The organism is Virgibacillus kekensis (assembly GCF_042654125.1).
Taxonomy (GTDB): Bacteria; Bacillota; Bacilli; order Bacillales; family Amphibacillaceae; genus Lentibacillus; species Lentibacillus kekensis.
In genome coordinates this window covers 17,820-39,652 of record NZ_JBHSFU010000009.1, presented here as the reverse complement: position 1 = coordinate 39,652, position 21,833 = coordinate 17,820, and the positions used below count along the sequence as shown (strand labels likewise).

At 43.5% G+C, this 21,833-nt stretch carries 21 protein-coding genes; 11 read left to right on the top strand and 10 right to left on the bottom strand.

Annotation, left to right across the window (positions count from 1 at the left end; all coding sequences use genetic code 11):
- Positions 1-73: 73 nt before the first annotated feature.
- The 5 genes from ACFO3D_RS15135 to panF all read left to right on the top strand — a co-directional run bounded on the left by ACFO3D_RS15135 (position 74) and on the right by panF (position 6,259).
- Positions 74-3,772, top strand: coding sequence for a 5'-nucleotidase C-terminal domain-containing protein (locus ACFO3D_RS15135; RefSeq protein ID WP_390297879.1), 3,699 nt, complete (start codon positions 74-76; stop codon positions 3,770-3,772).
- 100 nt (positions 3,773-3,872) lie between these two features.
- Positions 3,873-4,052, top strand: a complete 180-nt coding sequence (locus ACFO3D_RS15130; protein WP_390297876.1) for a YjzC family protein — start codon at positions 3,873-3,875, stop codon at positions 4,050-4,052.
- A gap of 165 nt (positions 4,053-4,217) precedes the next feature.
- Positions 4,218-4,526 carry an MGMT family protein gene (locus tag ACFO3D_RS15125; protein ID WP_390297874.1) on the top strand — a complete coding sequence of 103 codons (309 nt, stop codon included), beginning with the start codon at positions 4,218-4,220 and terminating at the stop codon, positions 4,524-4,526.
- A 27-nt stretch (positions 4,527-4,553) separates the two neighbouring features.
- Positions 4,554-4,838: a YhdT family protein gene (locus ACFO3D_RS15120; RefSeq protein ID WP_390297871.1), complete on the top strand. Its 285-nt coding sequence runs from the start codon at positions 4,554-4,556 to the stop codon at positions 4,836-4,838.
- Positions 4,835-6,259, top strand: coding sequence for a sodium/pantothenate symporter (gene panF, locus ACFO3D_RS15115; RefSeq protein WP_390297868.1), 1,425 nt, complete (start codon positions 4,835-4,837; stop codon positions 6,257-6,259). The genes ACFO3D_RS15120 and panF overlap by 4 nt, the downstream gene beginning before the upstream one ends.
- Positions 6,260-6,784: 525 nt before the next feature.
- Here the strand turns inward: panF and ACFO3D_RS15110 are convergent.
- Positions 6,785-7,798, bottom strand: coding sequence for a YeiH family protein (locus tag ACFO3D_RS15110; protein WP_390297865.1), 1,014 nt, complete (start codon positions 7,796-7,798; stop codon positions 6,785-6,787).
- Between the two features lie 119 nt (positions 7,799-7,917).
- Here ACFO3D_RS15110 and ACFO3D_RS15105 point away from each other — a divergent pair, with 119 nt between their 5' ends.
- A complete protein-coding gene (locus ACFO3D_RS15105; protein ID WP_390297862.1) occupies positions 7,918-8,793 on the top strand; it encodes a LysR family transcriptional regulator in 876 nt (291 codons plus the stop codon).
- 121 nt (positions 8,794-8,914) lie between these two features.
- Positions 8,915-9,079, top strand: a complete 165-nt coding sequence (locus ACFO3D_RS15100; RefSeq protein WP_390297859.1) for a hypothetical protein — start codon at positions 8,915-8,917, stop codon at positions 9,077-9,079.
- Positions 9,080-9,485: 406 nt separating this feature from the next.
- On the opposite strand, the gene ACFO3D_RS15095 is transcribed toward ACFO3D_RS15100, so the two are convergent.
- From ACFO3D_RS15095 to ACFO3D_RS15085, 3 genes are all read right to left on the bottom strand, one after another.
- A complete protein-coding gene (locus tag ACFO3D_RS15095) occupies positions 9,486-11,477 on the bottom strand; it encodes an acetoacetate--CoA ligase (protein ID WP_390297856.1) in 1,992 nt (663 codons plus the stop codon).
- Between the two features lie 157 nt (positions 11,478-11,634).
- Entirely contained in the window at positions 11,635-12,159 is a 525-nt protein-coding gene (locus ACFO3D_RS15090; RefSeq protein ID WP_390297852.1) for a type 1 glutamine amidotransferase domain-containing protein, read from the bottom strand.
- A 66-nt stretch (positions 12,160-12,225) separates the two neighbouring features.
- Positions 12,226-12,474 (bottom strand): DNA alkylation repair protein, encoded by a 249-nt coding sequence (locus ACFO3D_RS15085; protein ID WP_390297849.1) that lies wholly within the window; start codon positions 12,472-12,474, stop codon positions 12,226-12,228.
- Positions 12,475-12,631: 157 nt separating this feature from the next.
- Between ACFO3D_RS15085 and ACFO3D_RS15080 the strand changes: the two genes are divergently transcribed.
- Entirely contained in the window at positions 12,632-14,128 is a 1,497-nt protein-coding gene (locus tag ACFO3D_RS15080; RefSeq protein WP_390297846.1) for a BCCT family transporter, read from the top strand.
- A 40-nt stretch (positions 14,129-14,168) separates the two neighbouring features.
- On the opposite strand, the gene ACFO3D_RS15075 is transcribed toward ACFO3D_RS15080, so the two are convergent.
- The gene (locus tag ACFO3D_RS15075; RefSeq protein ID WP_390297843.1) at positions 14,169-14,603 is read right to left on the bottom strand and encodes a YueI family protein; all 435 of its coding nucleotides are present in this window, start codon (positions 14,601-14,603) and stop codon (positions 14,169-14,171) included.
- 110 nt (positions 14,604-14,713) lie between these two features.
- Positions 14,714-14,887 carry a YfhD family protein gene (locus tag ACFO3D_RS15070; protein WP_390297840.1) on the bottom strand — a complete coding sequence of 58 codons (174 nt, stop codon included), beginning with the start codon at positions 14,885-14,887 and terminating at the stop codon, positions 14,714-14,716.
- Positions 14,888-15,083: 196 nt separating this feature from the next.
- On the opposite strand from ACFO3D_RS15070, the gene ACFO3D_RS15065 reads away from it, so the two are divergent.
- Complete coding sequence (locus ACFO3D_RS15065) at positions 15,084-17,036, top strand: aconitate hydratase (protein ID WP_390297837.1); 1,953 nt, start codon at positions 15,084-15,086, stop codon at positions 17,034-17,036.
- Between the two features lie 12 nt (positions 17,037-17,048).
- The gene (locus ACFO3D_RS15060) at positions 17,049-17,222 is read left to right on the top strand and encodes a hypothetical protein (protein ID WP_390297834.1); all 174 of its coding nucleotides are present in this window, start codon (positions 17,049-17,051) and stop codon (positions 17,220-17,222) included.
- A 74-nt stretch (positions 17,223-17,296) separates the two neighbouring features.
- On the opposite strand, the gene ACFO3D_RS15055 is transcribed toward ACFO3D_RS15060, so the two are convergent.
- The gene (locus ACFO3D_RS15055; RefSeq protein ID WP_390297831.1) at positions 17,297-17,911 is read right to left on the bottom strand and encodes a spore coat protein; all 615 of its coding nucleotides are present in this window, start codon (positions 17,909-17,911) and stop codon (positions 17,297-17,299) included.
- A 166-nt stretch (positions 17,912-18,077) separates the two neighbouring features.
- Here ACFO3D_RS15055 and ACFO3D_RS15050 point away from each other — a divergent pair, with 166 nt between their 5' ends.
- Complete coding sequence (locus ACFO3D_RS15050) at positions 18,078-19,025, top strand: MBL fold metallo-hydrolase (protein ID WP_390297828.1); 948 nt, start codon at positions 18,078-18,080, stop codon at positions 19,023-19,025.
- Between the two features lie 549 nt (positions 19,026-19,574).
- Here ACFO3D_RS15050 and ACFO3D_RS15045 read toward each other — a convergent pair.
- The 3 genes from ACFO3D_RS15045 to ACFO3D_RS15035 form a co-directional block, all read right to left on the bottom strand.
- On the bottom strand, positions 19,575-19,928 hold the full coding sequence (locus ACFO3D_RS15045; RefSeq protein WP_390297825.1) for a VOC family protein: 354 nt from the start codon (positions 19,926-19,928) through the stop codon (positions 19,575-19,577).
- A gap of 18 nt (positions 19,929-19,946) precedes the next feature.
- A complete protein-coding gene (locus tag ACFO3D_RS15040; protein WP_390297822.1) occupies positions 19,947-20,339 on the bottom strand; it encodes a hypothetical protein in 393 nt (130 codons plus the stop codon).
- 142 nt (positions 20,340-20,481) lie between these two features.
- Positions 20,482-21,603, bottom strand: coding sequence for a M14 family metallopeptidase (locus tag ACFO3D_RS15035; RefSeq protein ID WP_390297819.1), 1,122 nt, complete (start codon positions 21,601-21,603; stop codon positions 20,482-20,484).
- Positions 21,604-21,833 lie beyond the last annotated feature (230 nt).

Sequence of the window (21,833 nt, the reverse complement as noted above, 5' to 3'; positions counted from 1 at the left end):
TTTTCGATATGACATATTTATAGTGAGCGCTATTTCTATTGCGTTACACTATTATTCTAAATGGAGGGTACCAATGAAAACATCGACTGTGCGAAAAATGCTGAGTCTACTACTGATTTTCACACTGGTGTTTACGAATTATGCACCAATTATGGCCAGTGCTGAAGACAGTGGAGCAGTTGCAGAAGGCCTGTTTATCTCAGAGTACATTGAAGGAAGCTCGTATAACAAGGCAATCGAGATTTATAATGGTACAGGCAATCCAGTAGATTTATCGATTTATTCACTAGAGTTATATAATAATGGGGGCACAGAAGCGAATAATTCAGTTGCTTTATCTGGAACCCTTGCACATGGCGAGGTTTTTGTTTTATCACATGCCAATGCAGCTGAAGAAATACAGGCAGCGACTGATTTAAATGATCCAGTTGCTAATTTTAACGGCGACGATGCAGTTGTCCTGAAAAAGAATGATACTGTTGTTGATGTGGTCGGAACTGTAGGGGATGACAGTGAGTATGCAAAAGACATAACGTTCGTTCGGGAGGCATCTGTTACCGGTGCAACAGGTACATTTGATACCACTGAATGGACCGAGTATCCCCAGAATACTTTTGCATATCTTGGCAGCCATACTATGGATGGTGTGGAAACGGACGAACCCCCGACAGACCCAGGCGAACCAGGAGCGGAATACTCTATCGCTGAGGCCCGCGAGCTCAGTGATGGAACAGCCGTCACGGTTGAAGGGGTAGTAACAGTAAATAGTAATGCAATCAGTACTGGCACCCAGCTCACCACGTACATACAGGACGAAACAGGTGGCATTAACTTGTTTGCATTTGAACAGGGAGACTTTCCTGAACTGAATGAAGGAGACCGGGTACGAGTTTCCGGTGAACTTGCTTCCTATAACGGGTTAAAAGAAGTAGTTCCTTCCACAATTGAAGTTCTTGCAACCGGACAAGCACTTCCCGAACCACAATCTATTACACTAACAGACCTACAGGATCCGGCGGTAGCTGAATCATATGAAGGTGAACTCGTTCAGGTTAACGGATTTATTGACAATATTCCGTCCAGCCCTGCAGGTGGTGGATACAATATTTCCATGATTGATGCTGATTTTAATGGCACGACGCTCCGCGCGATGGAGAATGCGCTTGATGTATCACAGATTGAGTCGGAAAAATGGTATGACGTAACAGCTATTGTAAGTCAGTATAATTCCTATCAGTTATTACCGACTGAACAGGGAGACATTCAGCTTGCTGATGAGCAGCCAGAACCGCCATCTGCAGCTGGAACCTATGAATCTACCGTTGCAAAGGTTACAGACGGTGACACGATTCACCTAGAATCTCCAGTGCTTGGCTCGACAAAGGTTCGTTTCTTGAACATGGATACACCAGAAACTTACCCAGCAGCAAACGATGACCCGGCACGGGATGAAATCAATGCTAATCAGAAAGCGCATGGCGAAGCGGCAAAAGCATATATGAATGAACTGCTGCAGCCTGGAGATGAAGTTCTTTTAAAAATTGGTGAGGAGCCTACCGATGCTTATGGTAGACTGCTTGCGCAGGTTATCCGCAAAGATGACAGCCTTAATGTAAACGTTGAAATGGTGCGTCAGGGCTATGCGGTCACATACTTTATTGCACCATTTAACGAAGAGGTTTATCCAACCTATCAAAATGCTGTTAAAGAAGCAAAAGCGGCTGGACATGGCATATGGAGTCCGGAAAATCCATTACTGGAACTTCCATTTGTCTTCCGCACGAATGATAGTAACGATGAATTTGACAAATATGTTGGTAACTCGGACACAAGAGAATATGTACAGCCTGCAAATTGGGCGGATGTTCCGGTGGAAAAGCGTGTTTTCTTCTGGACTGAAGCAGATGCACAGGAAAATGGTTACACATTTTCAGGAACAGCAGACGGGGGGACTTCTGATACCTTGTCTGTCCAACTGCTGAGTATGAACGATCTTCATGGAAAAATTGATCAGCAATATGAGCTTGACCCAGACGGTGATGGCACCTTTGGGACGTATGGAAAAATGGACTATACTGCCGGTGCAATTAAAGCACGTGAGCAGACAAATCCAAACACATTGATTGTCCATGCAGGCGACATGATCGGTGGAAGTGCACCGGTATCCGGCTTGCTTCAGGATGAACCAACAGTAGAAATTATGGAAGAAATCGGATTTGATGTTGGCACAGTCGGTAACCATGAATTTGATGAGGGAACAGAAGAACTTCTACGAATGGTTAATGGCGGCGAGCACCCGGAAGGTACCGAAAATTATGATGGCATGAACTTCCCGCTTCTTTGTGCCAACTGTGTTTACAAAGATTCCGGTGAAACTATTTTGCCTTCCTATCACGTGGAGGAAGTTGACGGTGAGAAAATTGGATTTATCGGCGTCATTACTCCTGAAGCTGCAGGCATGGTTATGCCCGCTGGAATTCAGGACATCAAATTCACCAATGCCGTAGAAGCAGTCAATAATTCTGTTGCTGACTTAAAGGCTCAGGACGTGGAGGCGATTGTCGTGCTTTCTCACATTCCGGGTGAACAGAGTGGCAACACGGTAACAGGGCAGGCAGCTGATTTGGCAAATGCTGTCGATGACGAAGTGGACGTTATTTTCTCCGCGCATAACCATCTGGTTAACGACGGAATTGTCGATAACAAGCTAATCGTCCAGGCATCTGAATATGGTAAAGCTTTTGCCGACGTTGATTTGGAAATTGACCGGACTACCGGCGATATTGTTCAAAAATCAGCAGAGGTTGTCTTTGTGGATCAGAGTTCTGTGACGCCGGATTCGGCTGTTACTGCGATTCTCCAAAAGTATGCTGAGCAGATTGCACCAATTATGGACGAGGTACTCGGCTACAATGCAACAGACCTGACCGGTGATTACTCGAATGATGGCGACCATGGACTTGGAAACCTGATTGCTGACGGTATGAATGCGGCGATGGACAGTGACTTTGCCATGATGAACGGCGGCGGAATACGTGATGATCTTCTTGCCGGGGAAATCACCTGGGGAGATCTCTACAACATTCAGCCATTTGGCAATACACTAATGATGTTTGAAATTCAGGGTGCAGATCTGTATCCAATTATCCAGGCACAGCTTTCACCGTATTATGGCCCGGATTACAGCATCAGCGGTTTCCACTATACATGGGATCCGGAAACAAATCAGGTTGTTGATATTACGTTGCCGGATGGAACCCCAATTGATATGGATAAAACGTACACACTAACAGTAAATAATTATATGGGAACCTCAACAGGTGAAAAATATGCTCCGATCGGAGAGCTCGGTGAAAATCCTGTTATGGGTCCATCTGATCTTGAGGCTACGGTAAACTTTGTAGCAAGACTCAACAGCACGCCTGAAAATCCAATTGAATATGGACCGGAAGGACGCATTACCACGGCGTCTGGAGAAGAAGAACCAGAGGAAGTAGTGGTATCACCGAAAGATAATAATGGAACAGCTACAGTACACACAGAAGATTTACAGGCACTGGAGAGTGGCGTACAAGTAGTTATTGACATTCAGAATGATAAAAAACCACGCAAATTACTATTGAATAAGAAGCAGGTGGACATTCTGAAGGAAAAAGAAGTGACCTTAACTGTAACGAACGGTGAAGATGCCGCCGAATTTGTTATGCAGGACTTTAATGGTAAAGTATTAAAAGTTAGTCTTCACGTCAGTAAAGGAAAAGGCTTTAAATAATTTATTGAAAGGGGTTCAGCTTATAGTGCTGGGCCCTTCTTTTTGCATGAAACTGCAGCTATTCACACATATTATGGGAAACAGGACAAGGAGTGATGATATGGGTGAATTCACGCATTTCCGGTTTGGGCAAAAAGCCCCGAATAATGGCGTATACAGAGAGATTGGAGAAACCGGAAGTAATGTTAATGATCCTAAAATGGTCCGGTTGAGAGCTGGGGATAAATTTCCGCAAAATTCCAACCATGATCGCGTCTGGACATATGTGAAAAATCATTAGGATAAAAAGGTCGGTCCATTAATGGAGCCGGCCTTATTTAGTTACGCGAGGCTTTGTCTTGAAAATGGCGGAACTTTCAATGGGAAAAACAAATATTCACTAGTATTTCTTTTTCCGAGTAACATGCTAAAATAGCCATAACAGCACAATTTTTGGAGGCTTACATTGGAAAGATTCACGAAAGACGTCATAAAAATAATAAACGACATACCCAGCGGAAAAGTGATGACATATGGCCAAATTGCCCGACTCGCTGGAAGTCCTCGTGGAGCGAGACAAGTGTCCCGTATTCTGCATTCGATGAGCAGGAAATATCATTTGCCATGGCACAGAGTTTTAAATGCACAGGGCGAAATCAGTATTAAGGATGAAGAGATGGCACATGTGCAAAAAATGTCACTTGAGGGCGAAGGGATTGTTTTCCAGGAGGGAACCTATAAGCTGGAACTGGCACAGTATCAGGTCAAAAAGTAATTGTTTAATACGGGGAGGAACGTGACTATGGAAGAGAACTTGAAAGACGATGACCATCGTTACAAGATTGCAAACCGGGAAGCTTTGATCGGGGTTGGATTGGTTATTTTCAATTTTGTATGGTGGTTCGCATTTGCATACGGACTTGGTGGAAAGGACCCTTCTGAATATTCCTATGTATTCGGCTTACCGGCATGGTTTTTTTACAGTTGTGTACTCGGATTTGTAGTGATGGCTGTTCTGGTCACAATTGTAGTGAAGAAATGGTTTACGGAAATACCGCTGGATGATGAAGTGGGAGAAGACAAATGAATTGGCAGGCTATGATTCCGTTAATATGTTTATTGGTAGTTATTTTTCTGGTTGGGGTATGGGCAGGAAAATATATGAAATCACCAAATACATTCCTCCAGGAGTACTTTCTTGGTGGCCGTAATCTCGGGGGTTTTGTACTGGCGATGACTATGACAGCTACATACGGAAGTGCCAGCAGTTTTATCGGTGGTCCTGGTGTCGCATACAATCATGGACTCGGCTGGGTGTTGCTCGCAATGACACAGGTGGCGACCGGATATTTTGTTCTGATGATACTGGGAAAAAAATTCGCCATTGTGACCAGAAAGTATAACGCAGTGACATTGGTTGACTTTTTAAAAGAACGTTATCAGTCCAAGTGGGTTGTTCTGCTGTCCGCATTCAGCATTATTATCTTTTTATTTTCAGCGATGGCAGCCCAGTGGATTGGTGGGGCACGGTTAATTGAGTCACTTGTTGGCATCTCCTATACTAGTGCGCTGTTTATTTTTGCGCTGTCAGTGTTGATTTATGTAACTATTGGCGGGTTCCGTGCGGTTGCCTTAACAGATGCTGTCCAGGGAACTATCATGTTTTTCGGGACACTAATTCTGTTGATTGCAACCATTATTGCGGGGGGAGGAATTTCAAACATTGTGACCGACCTCAGCACGGAGAATCCCAACCTGATTACACCATTCGGTTCAGATGGCAGTCTCACGCCAGCGTATGTATCCTCTTTCTGGATCTTGGTTGGTGTCGGGGTAGTGGCGTTACCGCAAATTGCAGTGCGGGCAATGTCCTATAAAAGTTCCCGTTCAATGCACCGCGCTCTTATTATCGGTACGATTGTGGTTGGATTCATTATGCTGAACATGCACCTGATTGGTGTGTTTGCACGGGCTGTTCTGCCTGGTATCGAGATTGGTGATAAGGTAATGCCATTGATCGCGCTTGAGGTGCTGCCAAACTGGCTTGCTGGTGTTGTGCTGGCAGCTCCGATGGCGGCGATCATGTCGACGGTTGATTCACTGCTCTTATTAGTAAGCTCGGCAATCGTTAAGGACCTTTATCTGAATTACGTTAAGCCGGATGCATCCCACCAGCGGATTAAACAGATGAGTATAGGGATTACGGCTGTTTTGGGGGTAATCATTTTTCTAATGGCGCTTAATCCGCCGGAATTAATCATCTGGCTGAATTTATTTGCGTTCGGTGGGCTTGAAGCTGCGTTTATATGGCCGGTGATTATGGGACTATACTGGAAAAATGGGAATAAATACGGCGCGCTTGCATCGATGATTGCAGGTATCGGGTTATACGTATTATCCGATTCATTTTTCCCGCAGCCATTCGGAATGCACTCGGTTGTGCTGCCCATCGTAGTGTCATTCTTCGTATATGTGGCTGTAAGTCTGAGTACACGGCGTATGATTTAGAAAAACGGAGGAAGTGATGATGCACTTCCTCCGTTTTTTAGTGTAAATTTTCTAGCTTATTGAGGCACAGAGTTAATATAAATTGCGACGTAGTGAAAACTCAATTGACTAGGAAACGCTATTGATGCGTGCGTCTTCGTCGCTTCGGAAATACACTTCGCTTTCACCGCTCCGGGTGCAAGTACGACATCTGCTCATACTTTCGCAGTGTCTCCTTTGCCGCCGGGCAACGGTTCAGCCTCCTCGTTCGTCCCTCACTGTGGGGTCTTCACACTGTCGCTGTTCCCGCAGGAGTCTCCGTGTATTTCCTACGCTGAATGTGTTTCCCTATATCTTGTGAAATAAAAGATATTGTTGCAGTGGATATAAGCAAAGTCTCTGAAGCATTTAAACCAGCAGTTGGAATATGCGAGGCCCCTGTGGGACAGCGAGTGTATTCCAACTGCGTGGTCAGAGAGCCATATTAATTCAGCTTTGCAGTTTCTAGTTTTTTCTGTCTAATACAGCAATCTTTTAAACAACCATCTAAACCGTAAAGTACACTATAACCGACAGGAGAACTGATGTAATAGTCATTGCAATCAGTGGTTTTAATGCTTTTGTCCGTAAGTCACGAAGACTGACATTAAGGCCTAGCCCAACCATTGCAGCTGTCAGTAGCCAAGTTGTAATAACGGAAACTATATCCATAAATTCCTCGGAGACCGGGATAGAATCGCCCAGTACATAACTTCCAAGAAGACTCATGATGATGAATCCTACAAGGAACCTTGGGAATTCCAGTTTGGTATCCGGCTGTTCCGAGCCTCTGTTTTTTCGTTTCACCAAATAAATTAAAATAAGGCAAAGTGGAATCAGCAGAAATACACGTCCAAGCTTTGCAAGCAAGGCGATTGCTAATGCGCTTTCGCCTCCAGGAGCTCCGGCAAGCGCCACGTGGGCTACTTCATGCAGGCTGGATCCCACCCAAATTCCGTATTCTTCTGAGGTCAGCGGCAGAAACGGTCTCAGTATCGTATAGCCAATAGCGAACACAGTCCCCATCAGCGCTATGATCCCTACCCCGATTGCAGTGTCTTCCTCTTTTGCTTTTACGATAGGTGCTACCGCCGCGATGGCTGCTGCACCACATACTCCTGTTCCAACACCAAGTAATAACGAAATAGTACTATTGGCTTTTAACATTTTGGCTAGCCATATCGTAAGAAAAATAGCGAACAGTATCACACCGGTATCCCGCACCAGTAAGCCCAGCCCATCGCGTAATACGATATCAATATTTAGTTTAAGCCCATAAAGGATGATGGCTGCACGCAAAAGTCGTTTGGTGGAGAACCTGATCCCTTTGCGGAGCTGTTCCGGATAGCCAAACAGCTGGCGGAAAATGATAGCGATTATAATTGCACATGCCAATTGCCCAACCATTGAAAATCCGGGTATCAGGGCGAGAAGATACCCAAGAAAAGCAATCAGGAAGGTAAAGGCGACACCGCCTATCCAACCACCGGATGCAGGAAATTTTTTATTATAAAATGCCATTTTGGGAGACCTCCCTCTATAATTAGATTAAAGGTATGCTTACCATAAGAAAAATAAATAATTATAATAGTAATCATAAGTAATTTATTATAAAATAAAACAAAAAGGAGGGGCTGGTTGTGGACCATCAATTACACGTATTCGCTACTGTCGCGGAAAAAAAGAACTTTTCACGGGCGGCTGAGGAATTACATATGACACAGCCTGCAGTCAGTCAGTACATCAGGTCACTGGAGGAAAGTACGGGAACACGGCTGCTTGAACGAACAAATAAATATGTGAGACTTAATAAAGCGGGTGAAATCGTCTATCATCATGCCAAGGAAATCTTAGGTCTTTATACATCGATGCAGAATCTTATCGATGACCTGACACATAAAGCCAGTGGTTCGCTTTCAATTGGTGCAAGCTATACATTCGGTGAATATGTGCTTCCACGTATTATTGCCGTTATGCAAAAGACCTATCCGGATATTCATCCTGATGTAACAATAGGAAATACTGCAGAAGTCGCCGAACTGGTGTCGACTCACCAATTGGATATTGGAATTGTGGAAGGGCATTTTAAGGAGCAACAGCTGAACATCGAGAACCTTGCAAATGATAAGATGTATATAGTGGCCGCGGCGGATCATCCATTGGCACAGAATGATTTGGTAAGAAGAGAAGCTCTCGAAAAGGAAAGGTGGATTGTGCGAGAGTCGGGATCGGGGACCCGTGAAGCGATGGAAAAAATGTTTGAGGAGTATGATATAAGTCCAACTGAAAAGATGAGTTTCAGCAGTACGCAGCCGATTAAGGAGGCAGTTGGGGCGGGACTGGGTATAACCCAGTTGTCTGAGTGGGCCATACAGAAAGAAGTACGCTACGGAGAACTTAGAATATTACCAGTAGAAGGTTTTCCCTTTACCCGGCAATTTACGTTTATAACCAAATCGCCATTCCAAACAAAGGCATTAGAAGTTTTTATTGAATTATTGCGAAACAGGATGTAGCACCCAAGTTGGTAGATAGTTTCAGAAAATTTTGCCATAACCCTTTGAATAACAGTAAAAATATGCGAAAATATAGTTAACAGCTTTTAACATGGCTGAATTCAACTTAGGAGTTGACCTGATGTTCGTACTTATGCGAGAGATAAATGGGACAACTGAAACCTTGAAGAAATCAAACGGCCATTTTAACAAGACTTTCTGCGATTTCAATTCCGCAACATTACTGGCGAAAAAACTGAATTTATATACGAGGTCGAATAGACAATGGCAGGTTAATAGAAAGTAAGCAGGATCATACTGAAGTTTTAGAGAAGATTACACTAAATAATGTAGTAATAGGGATGCAAATCGCAAATCGCGTTTGGCATCCCTTCTTTAATGATATTCGATTATGAGCTTGCGAGAAAAATAGCTGAGATGAGGATTTTGGAATTCTTGGAGTGGAACCTATTCCGTTAACAGAGGAAAAAAGTGGCCGTTATAGGGGTGAAGTGGATTCTGGTTCCGTTAAGTGATAATATCCATAGAATTTGAAGGTGAAAAAGACAAATAATGGAATCACGATCCAAAATCACGCTTTACTAAGTAAAATTGACGAAATAACGGATAGCGGATCCTCAGCGGAGAAAAAACACGTTGAACAAGCAAAATTAAAAGGCTCGGTTAATTATCCGAGCCTCTTATTAATACCTTTATTTTTCTACTTTAAGTCGTTTTTCCGCAAACTTTATAAAATAATCCAAAGATTTCTCATTACTTAATGACCCCTTGTTCACTACTTTATCGATTGGCTTGCCCATCAGTATCTTCTTAACCGGTATTTCCAGTTTTTTGCCGTTCAATGTTGTAGGTAGCTCAGGCACTTCGTATATACCTGTAGGAACATGCCGAGGTGAACACTGGGCTTTGATTTTACTCTTAATCGACTGCTTAATTTCATCGGTCAGTTCTTCGCCATCTTTCATTACGACGAACAATGGGGTATAAGAGTCACCATTATCCCCTGGGACATCAACTATTAAACTATCAGCTACTTCTTTTACATGGTCAACTGCCCGATAGATTTCACTTGTACCAATACGGATGCCTCCACGGTTTATCGTTGCATCCGAACGACCGTATATGACACAGGTATGCCGGTCAGTGATTTTGAGATAGTCGCCATGTCGCCAAGTACCCGGGAATACATCAAAATAGCTGTCATGAAGACGGCTGCCGTCCTCATCATTCCAGAAGTAAATTGGCATGGATGGAAATGGCTCGGTCAGAACCAATTCTCCGACTTCCTCAATTTTCGGCTCCGCTTCATCTGTAAAGCTCTCTATTTTGGCACCTAGGCCTCGGCACTGCAATTCACCCGCATAAACGGGCAGGGTCGGGACACCAAGAATGAATGCTGTACATACATCGGTTCCGCCACTTGCAGAAGCAATCCAGAGGTCTTTTTTAACATTGTCATAGCACCACTCAAAACCTTCAGGTGGAAGTGGTGATCCTGTGGAGCTGATGTTTTCCAGGTGGCTTAAATCGAATTCTTCTCCGGGAACCAGGTCCTCGTCTTTCATACAGGCAGTTATATAGCTTGCACTGGTGCCAAATACGGTCATTTTGGTATCCTGCGCAAACTTCCAGAGCATTTTTTTATCCGGATAGGCTGGGTTTCCATCATATAAAACAATCGTACTTCCGGTAAGGAGTCCACCGACAAGAAAATTCCACATCATCCAACCGGTAGTTGTAAACCAGAAGAATCTGTCGTCCTTTCCAAGGTCGGCGTGAAAGGTTAGCGCTTTAAGGTGCTCTAATAAAATCCCGCCCTGACTTTGCACAATCGGTTTCGGTTTACCAGTTGTTCCTGAAGAGAACAGTACCCATAATGGATCATTGAACGGAACATGTTCGTATGTAAGATTTTTGCCACTATATTTGACAGCATCTTCCCATAGCGTAACATTTTTCAGGTTACTAAAATCTGCATTTACATTAAGGAATGGAATGCCAATGGTGGATTCCAATGTCGGAAGTTCAGCCTGAATGTTTTCCACAACCTCTGTCCGGTCAAATTTCTTACCGCCGTAACTGTAGCCATCAACGGTTATCATTACCTTTGGCTCAATCTGCTTAAATCGGTCGATAACACTCTGGGTTCCGAAATCCGGCGATGCGCTAGACCAGATTGCGCCAAGGCTTGCGGTTGCAAGAAACGCTACAACAGTCTCATAAATATTAGCGGTATACGCTACGATACGGTCACCCTTCGTTACCCCGAGATCCATAAGTGTCTGCTGCATAGCGGCGGTTTGCCGGTATAGTTCTCCCCATGTAATTTCATTTGTATTACGTGTTTCAGAAGCATGAATGATTGCAGGTTTATCTTTATCACGATCCCTGAAAATATGCTCGGTATAATTGATGGTTGCTTCAGGAAACCACTTTGCCCCAGGCATCTCATGGGAGGTTAGTACTGTTTGATAAGGTTTTTCTGCCTGGAGGTCGAAATATTCCCAAATGGATTTCCAAAAAGTCTCGAGTTCATCGACAGACCATTTCCAAAGCGAATGGTAGTCATCAAAATGCAGGTTTTTATGTTGCCTAAGCCACTTCATATAATTATAAATGTTTGATTGCTGTTTTCGTTTTTCGTCAGGCTCCCATAACAGGGTGCCTTCTGCTATTTCACTCATCGAACCCCTCCCGGTTTGGATAGTCAATATGTTCATTATATTGTAACCGTTTACCTTGTGTAAAGCGACGCTATTTTTGAGTAGTGTTAGTACCCATCGCAACTCTATTATTCTTAATAAAAAATTCCCTCACGTCAAAGCGCGGGGAATTAATTATTTATTGACTTGCTAGTTTGTCAGCGAATGCTTTCACATATGGTGGAAGATCAGGCGGGCGCCGGCTGGAGAAGATGTGACCGTCCACAGTAACCGGTTCATCGACCCATGTGGCCCCTGCGTTAGCCATATCATCTTTTATTCCAGGGGTACTTGTTACCTTTCTTCCCTTTAATATATCAGCAGAAATAAGCACCCACCCGGCATGGCAGATTTGGCCGATTGGTTTTTCTGCCTTGTCCATCGCACGGACAAAGTCCAACACTTCCGGGTAGCGGCGCAACTTATCTGGTGCCCATCCTCCCGGAACGAGAATTGCATCATAACTATCAATATTTATATCGGAAAATGCATAGGCTGACTCCGCTGGCACACCATACTTTCCAATGTATTTCTTATTTGCTTCTTTACCTATCAAATCTACCTTGGCCCCTTCTTCCTGAAGTCGCAGGACTGGATACCAAAGTTCAAGGTCCTCAAAGTCATTCTCTACCAGGGCGATTATTTTCTTATCCTTTAGTCGCATGAAATCCCTCCGAACTAGTGTATAACCAGTGTACCAAAGGGAAGTTTTCATTTCGAATATAGTGTGCTATTGATTGTTATGTTTGGCGAACTGTATAAACCTCTGTTCGTCTTCAATTACACCGCAAACTCCGCATTGGACTTTGAATTGTGGACCATTGTAGGCGGTATGAAAAGCATCGATAGTTTCGTTCGTATATTCATTCGTGACTTCACCTGTCTGAGGGTCTACTTTGACAGACTTTGCTACTTGTTCGATGATGTTAAAACGTGAACGATTCGTTCTGCAATTCGGACAAAGATATTGTTGTGTCACTTTAATCACCTCCAGTTTTATTATCCCAGAATAAACCGAATTCACTCCTTAAGACTTTAAGATTATTACTGGTTAGTTTATACTGTCCCATGGGTATAAACATAACGAGTGGGGAGAACGTAAATCTAGAGGAAGACTCATATAAGAAGGTGGTATTTTGAAAGAAGTTAGTTCCGTATTTTGGATATCGGTTATTATATGTGCAGCTGTGGTAGTTTGGGGTGTTGTTGATAAAGATAATTTGAACACTGTTACAGATAACGCAACCGAGTGGATTTCTGTTAACTTTGGATGGTATTATTTGTTAATCATCATGCTAATGCTTCTTTTTTGCGTTTACCTGATTTTCTCCCGGTTTGGGAAAATTAAACTCGGAAAAGAAGGTGACAAGCCTGAATTCAGTCTGCCGACATGGTTTGCAATGTTATTCAGTGCAGGTATGGGAATGGGTCTGGTGTTCTGGACAACGGCTGAGCCGATCTCCCATGCATTTAAATCAACACCGATAGCAGAACCGGGTAGTGATGCGGCAATAAATGATGCACTTCAGTTTTCTTTTTTCCATTGGGGAGTACATGCGTGGGCTGTATATGGAATTGTCGCGCTAGTACTAGCGTATTTTAAATTCCATGAAGGGTCACCAGGTCTCATCAGTGCAACGCTTGAGCCCTTATTTGGCAAAAAAAGCATGCGTGGTCCAGCTGGAATATTGATTGACACGCTTGCAGTTGTGGCCACAGTAGTAGGGGTCGCAGCAACGCTTGGGTTTGGGTCCGCCCAAATTAGCGGCGGATTGGCCTTTCTGTTCGGTACACCTGCAACATTCTCCATGCAGTTGGTCGTTTTAATTGTTGCTACGATATTGTTTATTGGATCAGCCTGGTCGGGAATTGGTCGAGGAATCAAGTATTTGAGTAACATAAATATGGGACTGGCTGGTGTATTATTGATTATGCTGTTTATAGCCGGACCTACGTTGTACATTCTTAACATGTTTACCAATACACTAGGCAATTATATTACCGACTTTTTTGAAATGAGTTTGCGATTAACTCCACTTAATGAAGGTAATCGCGGATGGATCAATGCCTGGACGATTTTCTACTGGGCATGGTGGATTTCGTGGGCACCATTCGTCGGCATTTTCATTGCCCGTATTTCAAAAGGGCGTACGGTAAAAGAATTTATGCTAGGTGTGCTGGTTGTTCCTGCATTAGTTTGTTTCATATTTTTCGCAGTATTTGGTGTCTCCGCGCTAAATCTGGAGCAAAATGGTATAGCGAAAATCTCTGAGTTCTCACTTGAAACCTCAACATTCGGGGTTCTGGCTGAATACCCACTTGGAACGCTCATGTCGTTCATTACCATTTTTGTGGTGGCAATATTCTTCATCACCTCTGCTGACTCCGCAACATTCGTTCTCGGTATGTTGACAACCAGGGGACATATTAATCCTGCGAACTCAGTGAAAATTACCTGGGGACTTACACAGACTGCAGTTGCTGCAATTGTTGTTTATTTTGGTGGTACAGCGGGGCTTCAAAACGTGCTCATAATAGCAGCGCTCCCATTCTCCGTTGTCATAATGCTCATGGGTGCATCGTTCCTGAAGCAAGTCAGGGAACATCACCGAATGCGCAAAGACAAGAATTAAAAAAATAGACCTGGTCAGGATTTCAAATTCCTGGTCGGGTTTATGTTATAAGGTTTTTAATTTTGGTAAGGAGGTTTTCCGGCTTCGTTTTTTGTTTCTTTTCAGGTATATCTTTTACAAAAATTTCTTCTTTATCGATTGCATGGTCGTAAGTAAGTACCGCTCCGATATCTGTATCGGCCTCGTTGTTGGTTACAACGGTATAGGGAATATTATATTTTTTAGCCAGTTCTTTTTCTTGCTTCAGAAATTTAGACGATACATGGCCGTTAATCAAAAGTTTTGCTCCTTTATTGTTCTGCATTTCCTCGCCAAGTCTAATAAGCCCTTTATCAGACATAACCTGACCTTTGGTTAGCGCGACCACGACCCGTTCGCGGATTGTTCCCAGAAACTGTTTCCGCTCTGAACGCTTTATTTCCGGTGTGCCATAAACTCCTTCCGTTAGGTAATCTTCTACATTCTTTTTTGACATTTCTACACCTCAAGTCCTGTTTGTTTCAATTATACCGAAAATCATAAAGTTTGGTAACGCCAAGGTATTAAAAGAACGTCCCGGACAACCCGGGACGTTTTTTAATAGCGTTAGCTGCGTTTTACGCGCTGATCCGCCTGTCGGCTTCGTTCCAACGCTTCCATGTCTTCCTGATCGGCTAGTTCCCTCGAAAATTCCACATCGCGTCCGTCTGTTTTTTCATTTTTGGGTGTCTGTACAAGACGGTTGCGGCCGCGTGATTTATTGTGTTCATCTCTGCCCATCGGCTTCACCTCATTTTTTTAATGGGTTCCCCAATAGTTTGCGCTAGGGAGCTGTCCAATATAATTGGTTTTTTCTGTTAAAAAGTGTCCGTAATAATTTGTTCTTTCTGCAAATAATTACCGGTTTTTTTCATATACTACAAATGATTAATAGGAGTCTTAAACGAATATAATTAGTTTGGACAGGAGGAATTCCATGCCGTTAAATGTAACGCAAAAGTTAATAAAGGATCACCTGGTTTCAGGAGAAATGGTGCCAGGCGAGGAGGTTGGCCTGAAAATCGACCAGACACTGACCCAGGATGCTACGGGAACCCTGGTTATGCTCGAATTGGAAGCAATGGAGCTAGACCGGGCTAAAACAGAAGCATCGGCACAATATGTGGACCATAACTTGATTCAGGTGGACAGTAAAAATCCCGACGACCATTTGTTTCTCCAGAGTGCAACCAGAAGATTCGGCTTGCACTACAGCCAACCCGGAAACGGGGTAAGCCATCCGGTACATATGCAGAAGCTTGCTAAACCGGGGAAAACATTGCTCGGGTCTGACAGTCATACGTGTGCAAATGGGTGTATGGGAATGCTTGCAATGGGTGCAGGTGGAATTGATGTTGCCATGGCGATTGCCGGGGAGCCTTTTTACGTTAAGATGCCAAAGGTTTGGGGAATCAAACTGACCGGAAAACTCCCTGAGTGGGTAAGTGCCAAGGATTTTATTTTGGAAATTTTACGCCGGTACGATGTTAAAGGCGGGGTGGGTAAAGTAATTGAATACTTCGGACCAGGCGTTGATACCTTGAGTGCGATGGACCGGCATGTTATTGCCAATATGGGTGCAGAACTGGGTGCAACTGGAACGGTTTTTCCATCTGACAAGGAAATTAAGCGATTCCTGAAAGAACAGGACAGAGAAGATGACTGGATTGAACTGAAGGCTGATAAAGGTGCAACATACGACATTTATGAAGAAATTGACCTATCGGAAATAGAACCGCTTATCGCTAAGCCATCAAGTCCAGGAAATGTGGTACCTGTTTCCGAACTGACAGGAACACCTATTTACCAGTCGTACGTGGGATCATCCGCTAATCCGGGTTACCGTGATTTCGCCATTGCAGCAGAGATCGTCAATGGAAAACACATTGCCGAAGGAGTTTCGTTCGACATTAACCCGACATCAAAGCAAATGCTGACCGACCTTGTTAAGGAAAGTCACGTTGCCAGCCTGTTGCAAGCAGGCGGACGTCTTCACCAGGCAGGATGTAACGGTTGTATCGGAATGGGGCAAGCCCCTGCGACCGGACGAAACAGTTTGCGTACTACACCAAGAAACTTTCCTGGACGATCAGGGACGCGCGAGGACAGTGTATTTCTCTGCAGTCCAGAAACAGCTGCAGCATCAGCTCTGACCGGAAAGATTACCGATCCGCGGACCCTTGATATGGATTACCCAAAAGTAAAGGATCCGAAAAAGCCAACGACCGACGTGAATTTGTTGGATGAGCCACTTCCACCTGAAGAAGCAAAAAAGGTTCAGCTTGAGAAAGGGCCGAACATTGCATCCATACCTAAAATGGATGAAATGCCCGATCAATTGGAGCTTCCTATTCTTCTAAAAATGAGCGATAACATTTCCACTGACGAAATTCTAGCTGGCGGGGCACGGGTTCTTCCGTTCCGAAGCAACCTTCCGGAAATAAGTAAATTCACCTTTGAGATTATCGATGATACGTATTATGACCGCGGAAAATCGACTGTGGAGAAGGGTGGCCATGCAGTCGTTGGTGGATTTAACTACGGACAGGGTTCAAGTCGCGAGCATGCAGCACTCGCACCAAGGTACCTTGGCCTTCGAGTGGCACTTGTGAAAGATTTCGCGCGGATTCACTGGCAAAACCTTGTTAATTTTGGTGTATTGCCATTAACGTTTGTAAATGAAGAAGACTATGATTTGCTTGAACAGGGTGATGTTCTGTCGCTAACAGATTTACGGAACAAAATTCGTAATGGAAATGAATTCTCTATCGAAGTCAAAGGAAAGAACCAACAAATAAATGTCAGCCATGCACTTTCAGCACGGCAAATCGACATCATGATAAAAGGCGGGATTATTAACTGGGTTAAAGACCGTCATAGCCAGAAATAAGGAGGAACGTAAATGGATCGTAACAGTACATGTAGAGCGTGTGAAGGTACCGGGCTTCTTTCTGATCAGGAAGGCTGGCAGTACAGGTGCAGTGTTTGTGATGGTGACGGAATATACGATGCATCTGATGCTAACAGGACCGCAAGAGTTATGTCCACGGACGAGAATAACCGGCTGCTTGATTAAACAAAAAAACACCTGCTTGCATATTGCAAGCAGGTGTTTTAGTTAAACGCCGCTTATTAGAGCGGGCATTTACTTTAGTGAGGCATTGTTCCCTGTGTTGGTGCATAGCCGTTCTGAAAAGCCTGCATGTGCTGCTGTTGCAGCTGGGGAACCTGGTAGTAATTTTTCTTGTTCTGATAAAGGAATACTTCATATGCCATCTCGATAAGGTTTGGCACACTGTCCGCCATAATCCGGCGCATTACAGGGTTGGTCATCTCAAGCGATGCCATTGTAAATGCAGATGCATTCGCTTTTAGAGAACCAAGGATGAAGCTGGAAATGTGCTGGTCACTCAGTTCATTTACCGACTGAATCGGTGTTGTTGGCTGTGAAGCGGGTTGCATACCGTACTGGACATTATTATCTTGATCCATTTTGTACTGCTGGGTAGGAACGGACGGATCCTGTCCAGACTTAAGCGTATCAACCATTGTATTGTAAAGTTGTGAACAGAAAGCACGGTGTTTTTGGCACATGGTCTTTAACTCGGGATCCTGGATATGCTGTTCATACAGCATTCCCTGGTCCATAGCGCCAACAAGTCCTGAAATAGCTTCATGTGCATCAAACATGTCGTGCCCGCCGTAATGCTGTTGAGGCGGCATTTGGGAAGTACCTTTTAAATTTTGCTGTTCCTGATTGTGCATAAGAACTTACCTCCTTAAAGTATTCATAGTTATTTTGAGCTAAATACCCCTCAATATGTATAGAAAATAAACCCTTAAGACAAGGTATCTGAGTAAGTCGTCGAATAGAAGAAAAGAGGTTTTCATGCTACTATACCCTTAAAGACCAAAAGTTGGAGGGAGAAAAATGGAGGAAAGGGATCCTATAAAGCTGAACGACCGAATCTATCTCATTGACGGATTTGATTTAGGTGTTCCATCACGCACAGGTACATATGTGATAAATGAGGACGAACTGACACTGATTGAAACAGGTCCAAGCCCTTCGGTGAAATACCTTAAAAAAGGGCTTGCTACACTGGGTTTTTCACCTGAGGATGTAAAACACATTATCGTCACCCACGTCCATTTGGACCATGCAGGTGGGGCAGGACTTTTTCTGCAACAGTGCCCTAATGCCAAGGTCTATGCACATCCGCGAGGAGCTAGACATCTGGTAAACCCAAGAAAACTTGCTGCAGGTGCTCGTGCAGTTTACGGCGAAAGCTTCAGCGAACTGTTTGACCCGATTGTTCCAATTCCTGAGGAACGGCTTATTGAAAAGGGTGAAGGAGATACTTTACAGATTGGCAAAAACTGCATCCTTTCATTTTTGGATACCCCAGGTCATGCCAAGCATCATTTCAGTATTTATGATCCAGTTAGTAATGGTATTTTCACCGGTGATACGGTGGGTATACGTTATGAGCAGCTTATCCAGGAAGGTATCGAATTGTACCTGCCATCCACCTCGCCAAACCAATTTGATCCAAACGATATGCATACCGCTATTGACCGTATGCGCAGAATGAATCTGGATAAAATATATTACGGACACTTTGGAATGACCGAAAATGTTGAACAAGCACTTGGTCAAGTTTCCGCATGGCTTGATATTTTTATGGAGATTGGCGAAGAGGCAGTGGCGGAAGGTAAAGGATATGATGTTTTGGCCGAGCGGCTACTTGCTATAGTCAGAGAACATCTAAGCGGGCTTGGTGTTCGGGAAGAACATGATGTATATGTGCTGATTAATTTAGACATGCAAGTAAGTGCGCTTGGTATTATTGATTATCTTAAAAAAATTAAGCAATAAAGCTATTTTCTAATAAGCGTTGCTTGTTAACCCACGCAGTCGATATAAACTGTGACGTAATGAAAAGTTGTTTATCATCCGGTCGTCTGATAAGTGGAGATGCACTGCTAAGGAGAAATACTTTCAGATAATGTATTAGGTGGAACTGAGTCGACGCTTTTGAGGAACGTCATTCCGTTATCCTCTACATTTTTGTCATTTTGCTTTTCATATGGAACCTCCTTCCGCTATTTGCCTTTTTCATCGTCAAAATCGACAAAATTTGTCATATAGCGGAACCAGGATCCTCTTAGTCTCACCAGGGGCCACTTTTCTGCCTTTTAACGGAATGAGGTTCCACTTTGATGGACGCCCGGAACCTCATTCTATTATTAACACAAATTCCCAGTCTTTTACACGCTGTTAAGCCGCAGTTTATGGTTTCAAAAACAAGTCAGCCACTAAGGATAAAGCAATAAAGAAATGGTGCCTATCCAATTGCGACAGGCACCACATAAAATTAGCTCTCTTTCGTGTAATTCAGTTCCCAGGTGATCCCGTTACGGTCTTTTACGATGGCATGCTTGGCACCCCAAAAAAAGTATCCTTCAACTCCATTTGTACCGTACCCTCTTCTTTCAGTCTTGAGTAAATTGTGTTGATTTCCTCTTCACTCTCCAGGTCAGGCCCCAGCAGGATATTGCCATTTTCGGCATATGATTCACCAAATACGTCTGCAAAGTAGATAATGCAGTATTCATTGATGTGCAGCTCGGCATGAATGAATTTACCTTCATATCCTTTGAACATCTCGATGCCGTCAGCTAATTGGGTGTTTTTTATTTTTCCCCCAAAAACTTCCTGATAGAAGGGTAACTCTTCTTTACAGTTTTTAATACGAATATGTGGAATCAGTTTATTCATATTAATTCCTCCATACTTTTAGTTATCTTCTTCCGTACGCATAAACGTCAGCAGTGCAAAAAAGACGAAGCTTAGTAGCATAATAGACCCGCCGACGATGAAAAATACGGTTACAAAGCCATCATTGATTTCAAACGGGCGCAGGTAGTAAAGCCACATACCAGCAGTTAATCCTATTGCTCCAAGGATTGCAGACCATACATGAAAAGCTGCAACTATTCTATTGGCTGGAGTGAAGAGCTTGTAGTAGACCGCCCAGGCAAACAATGTGAGCCATCCAACGACCAGAATGTGGGCGTGTACCGTTTTAAATGCGATGCTCCCCGCTCCAGCCATGTGGGAACCTAGAAATGCTCCGACTAACGCGAACAGCGCTGAGACGCGCAATAGCGTTTTACTGTATGTATTCATTTTTTTTAGTCTCTCCCTTTACTATCGTAGTAACATATCTCAATTTTAGCAGAATGTCCCTTGCAGTACAGCCCGTCATAAGTAACAAACCATAGAAAAACCCGGAGCATTCAGCCCCGGGTAGCCTTTTTTGCCAATAATGTTACAATACTTTTTCACCTTTTAATAAGGATTCAATTGCATAACGTGCTTCTTTAATGACGTCCTCCTGCCATTCTTCTTCCTGCGGATAGAACATAGCCATAAACTCGTCCATAATATATTGCCGGTCTTCTTCCTTTTCGGCACCTTCCCAGTACAGCTGGTTTTCAAAGACAATTGTCATTAGCTCTCGCAATTCTGCTTTTTTGCCTTCACCGAATGTGCCAAATTCAAAAAGGGCGGAGAAAAGATACGTTTCCGGATAATCCTCTTTAACAAGGTAAAAATGGTTATTGGAATCACCTTTGATAGTGTCGGTAGAAGACCTGACGATATTTTTCATGCCATATTTATCTTTGACTTCCTCGGTGTCACGGCTGTCAGTCCCTGGTAGAACCATTGCAACTTCATTACTTGGCCCCAGTGCGGTGTGCCAGTCCATATGAATGACACGCTGGAAATTGCCAAGCAGGTCCTGTTGTACGCGCTTCAGAAACAGCGTGTTTTCTTCAACATTCTTACCACCATAATAGACACCTTTCTCAAATTCGAATTGTCCCATCCCTTTAGCCTGTTTGACACCGCTGTATCCTTCTCTTGCTAGTGCTTTTGATAGGTCGGTATACAGCTTGGCCTTTTCTTTTTTCAAATCTTTAATTGTATGGCTAGGCACAAACAGTTCTTCCTCGTTTTCATACTTTTTATTTACGTCTTCCAGAAGCTCAGAACGGTTATAAACATAGTTGCGGTTCAGATCGACATTATTTTCGGTTACGCGGCGGAAGTTTCGCATTCCCCAGGGATTCAAGGCATGGATAAGGCAGATGCCGTTGTTTTCCGGATCAATTTTATCGAGAAATTCATCAACGAATACATGGATTGATGCAGCACCTGCATAACCCTCAATCCCATGCTCACCTGATGACATGAAAATAACATTCTCATTTTTTCCTGTTGCCTGGGAATAAATCATATCAATTGTATTGTCCTGTTCTTTACCGATTGATGTTGATGTCAGTTCAGCATCCGGCCATTTTTTCTTTATTTTTTCCAAATGTCCTCTGAATGTTTCACGTGATTGCTCAAAGTCCTGCGAAAAGTAATGTTTGGTTGTTGAACTCATTTCTGTCACCTCTCATTGCAGATTGTATGTTAGGGTTAAGAAACACCATGCCATTTAGTTGAACCGGCATGGTGTGTTAGTTTTGATTAATGACTTGAAGAAGTCTTCCACTGTTTGCTTCAAAATCCTGACATAGAAGTAGAGAAGTATTTTGAATGCAGTGGTGCTTTGGCATTTTTAATACCCGTAGGCAATTAAAATAAACCTGATACCTACAGTAAAACCCCCTG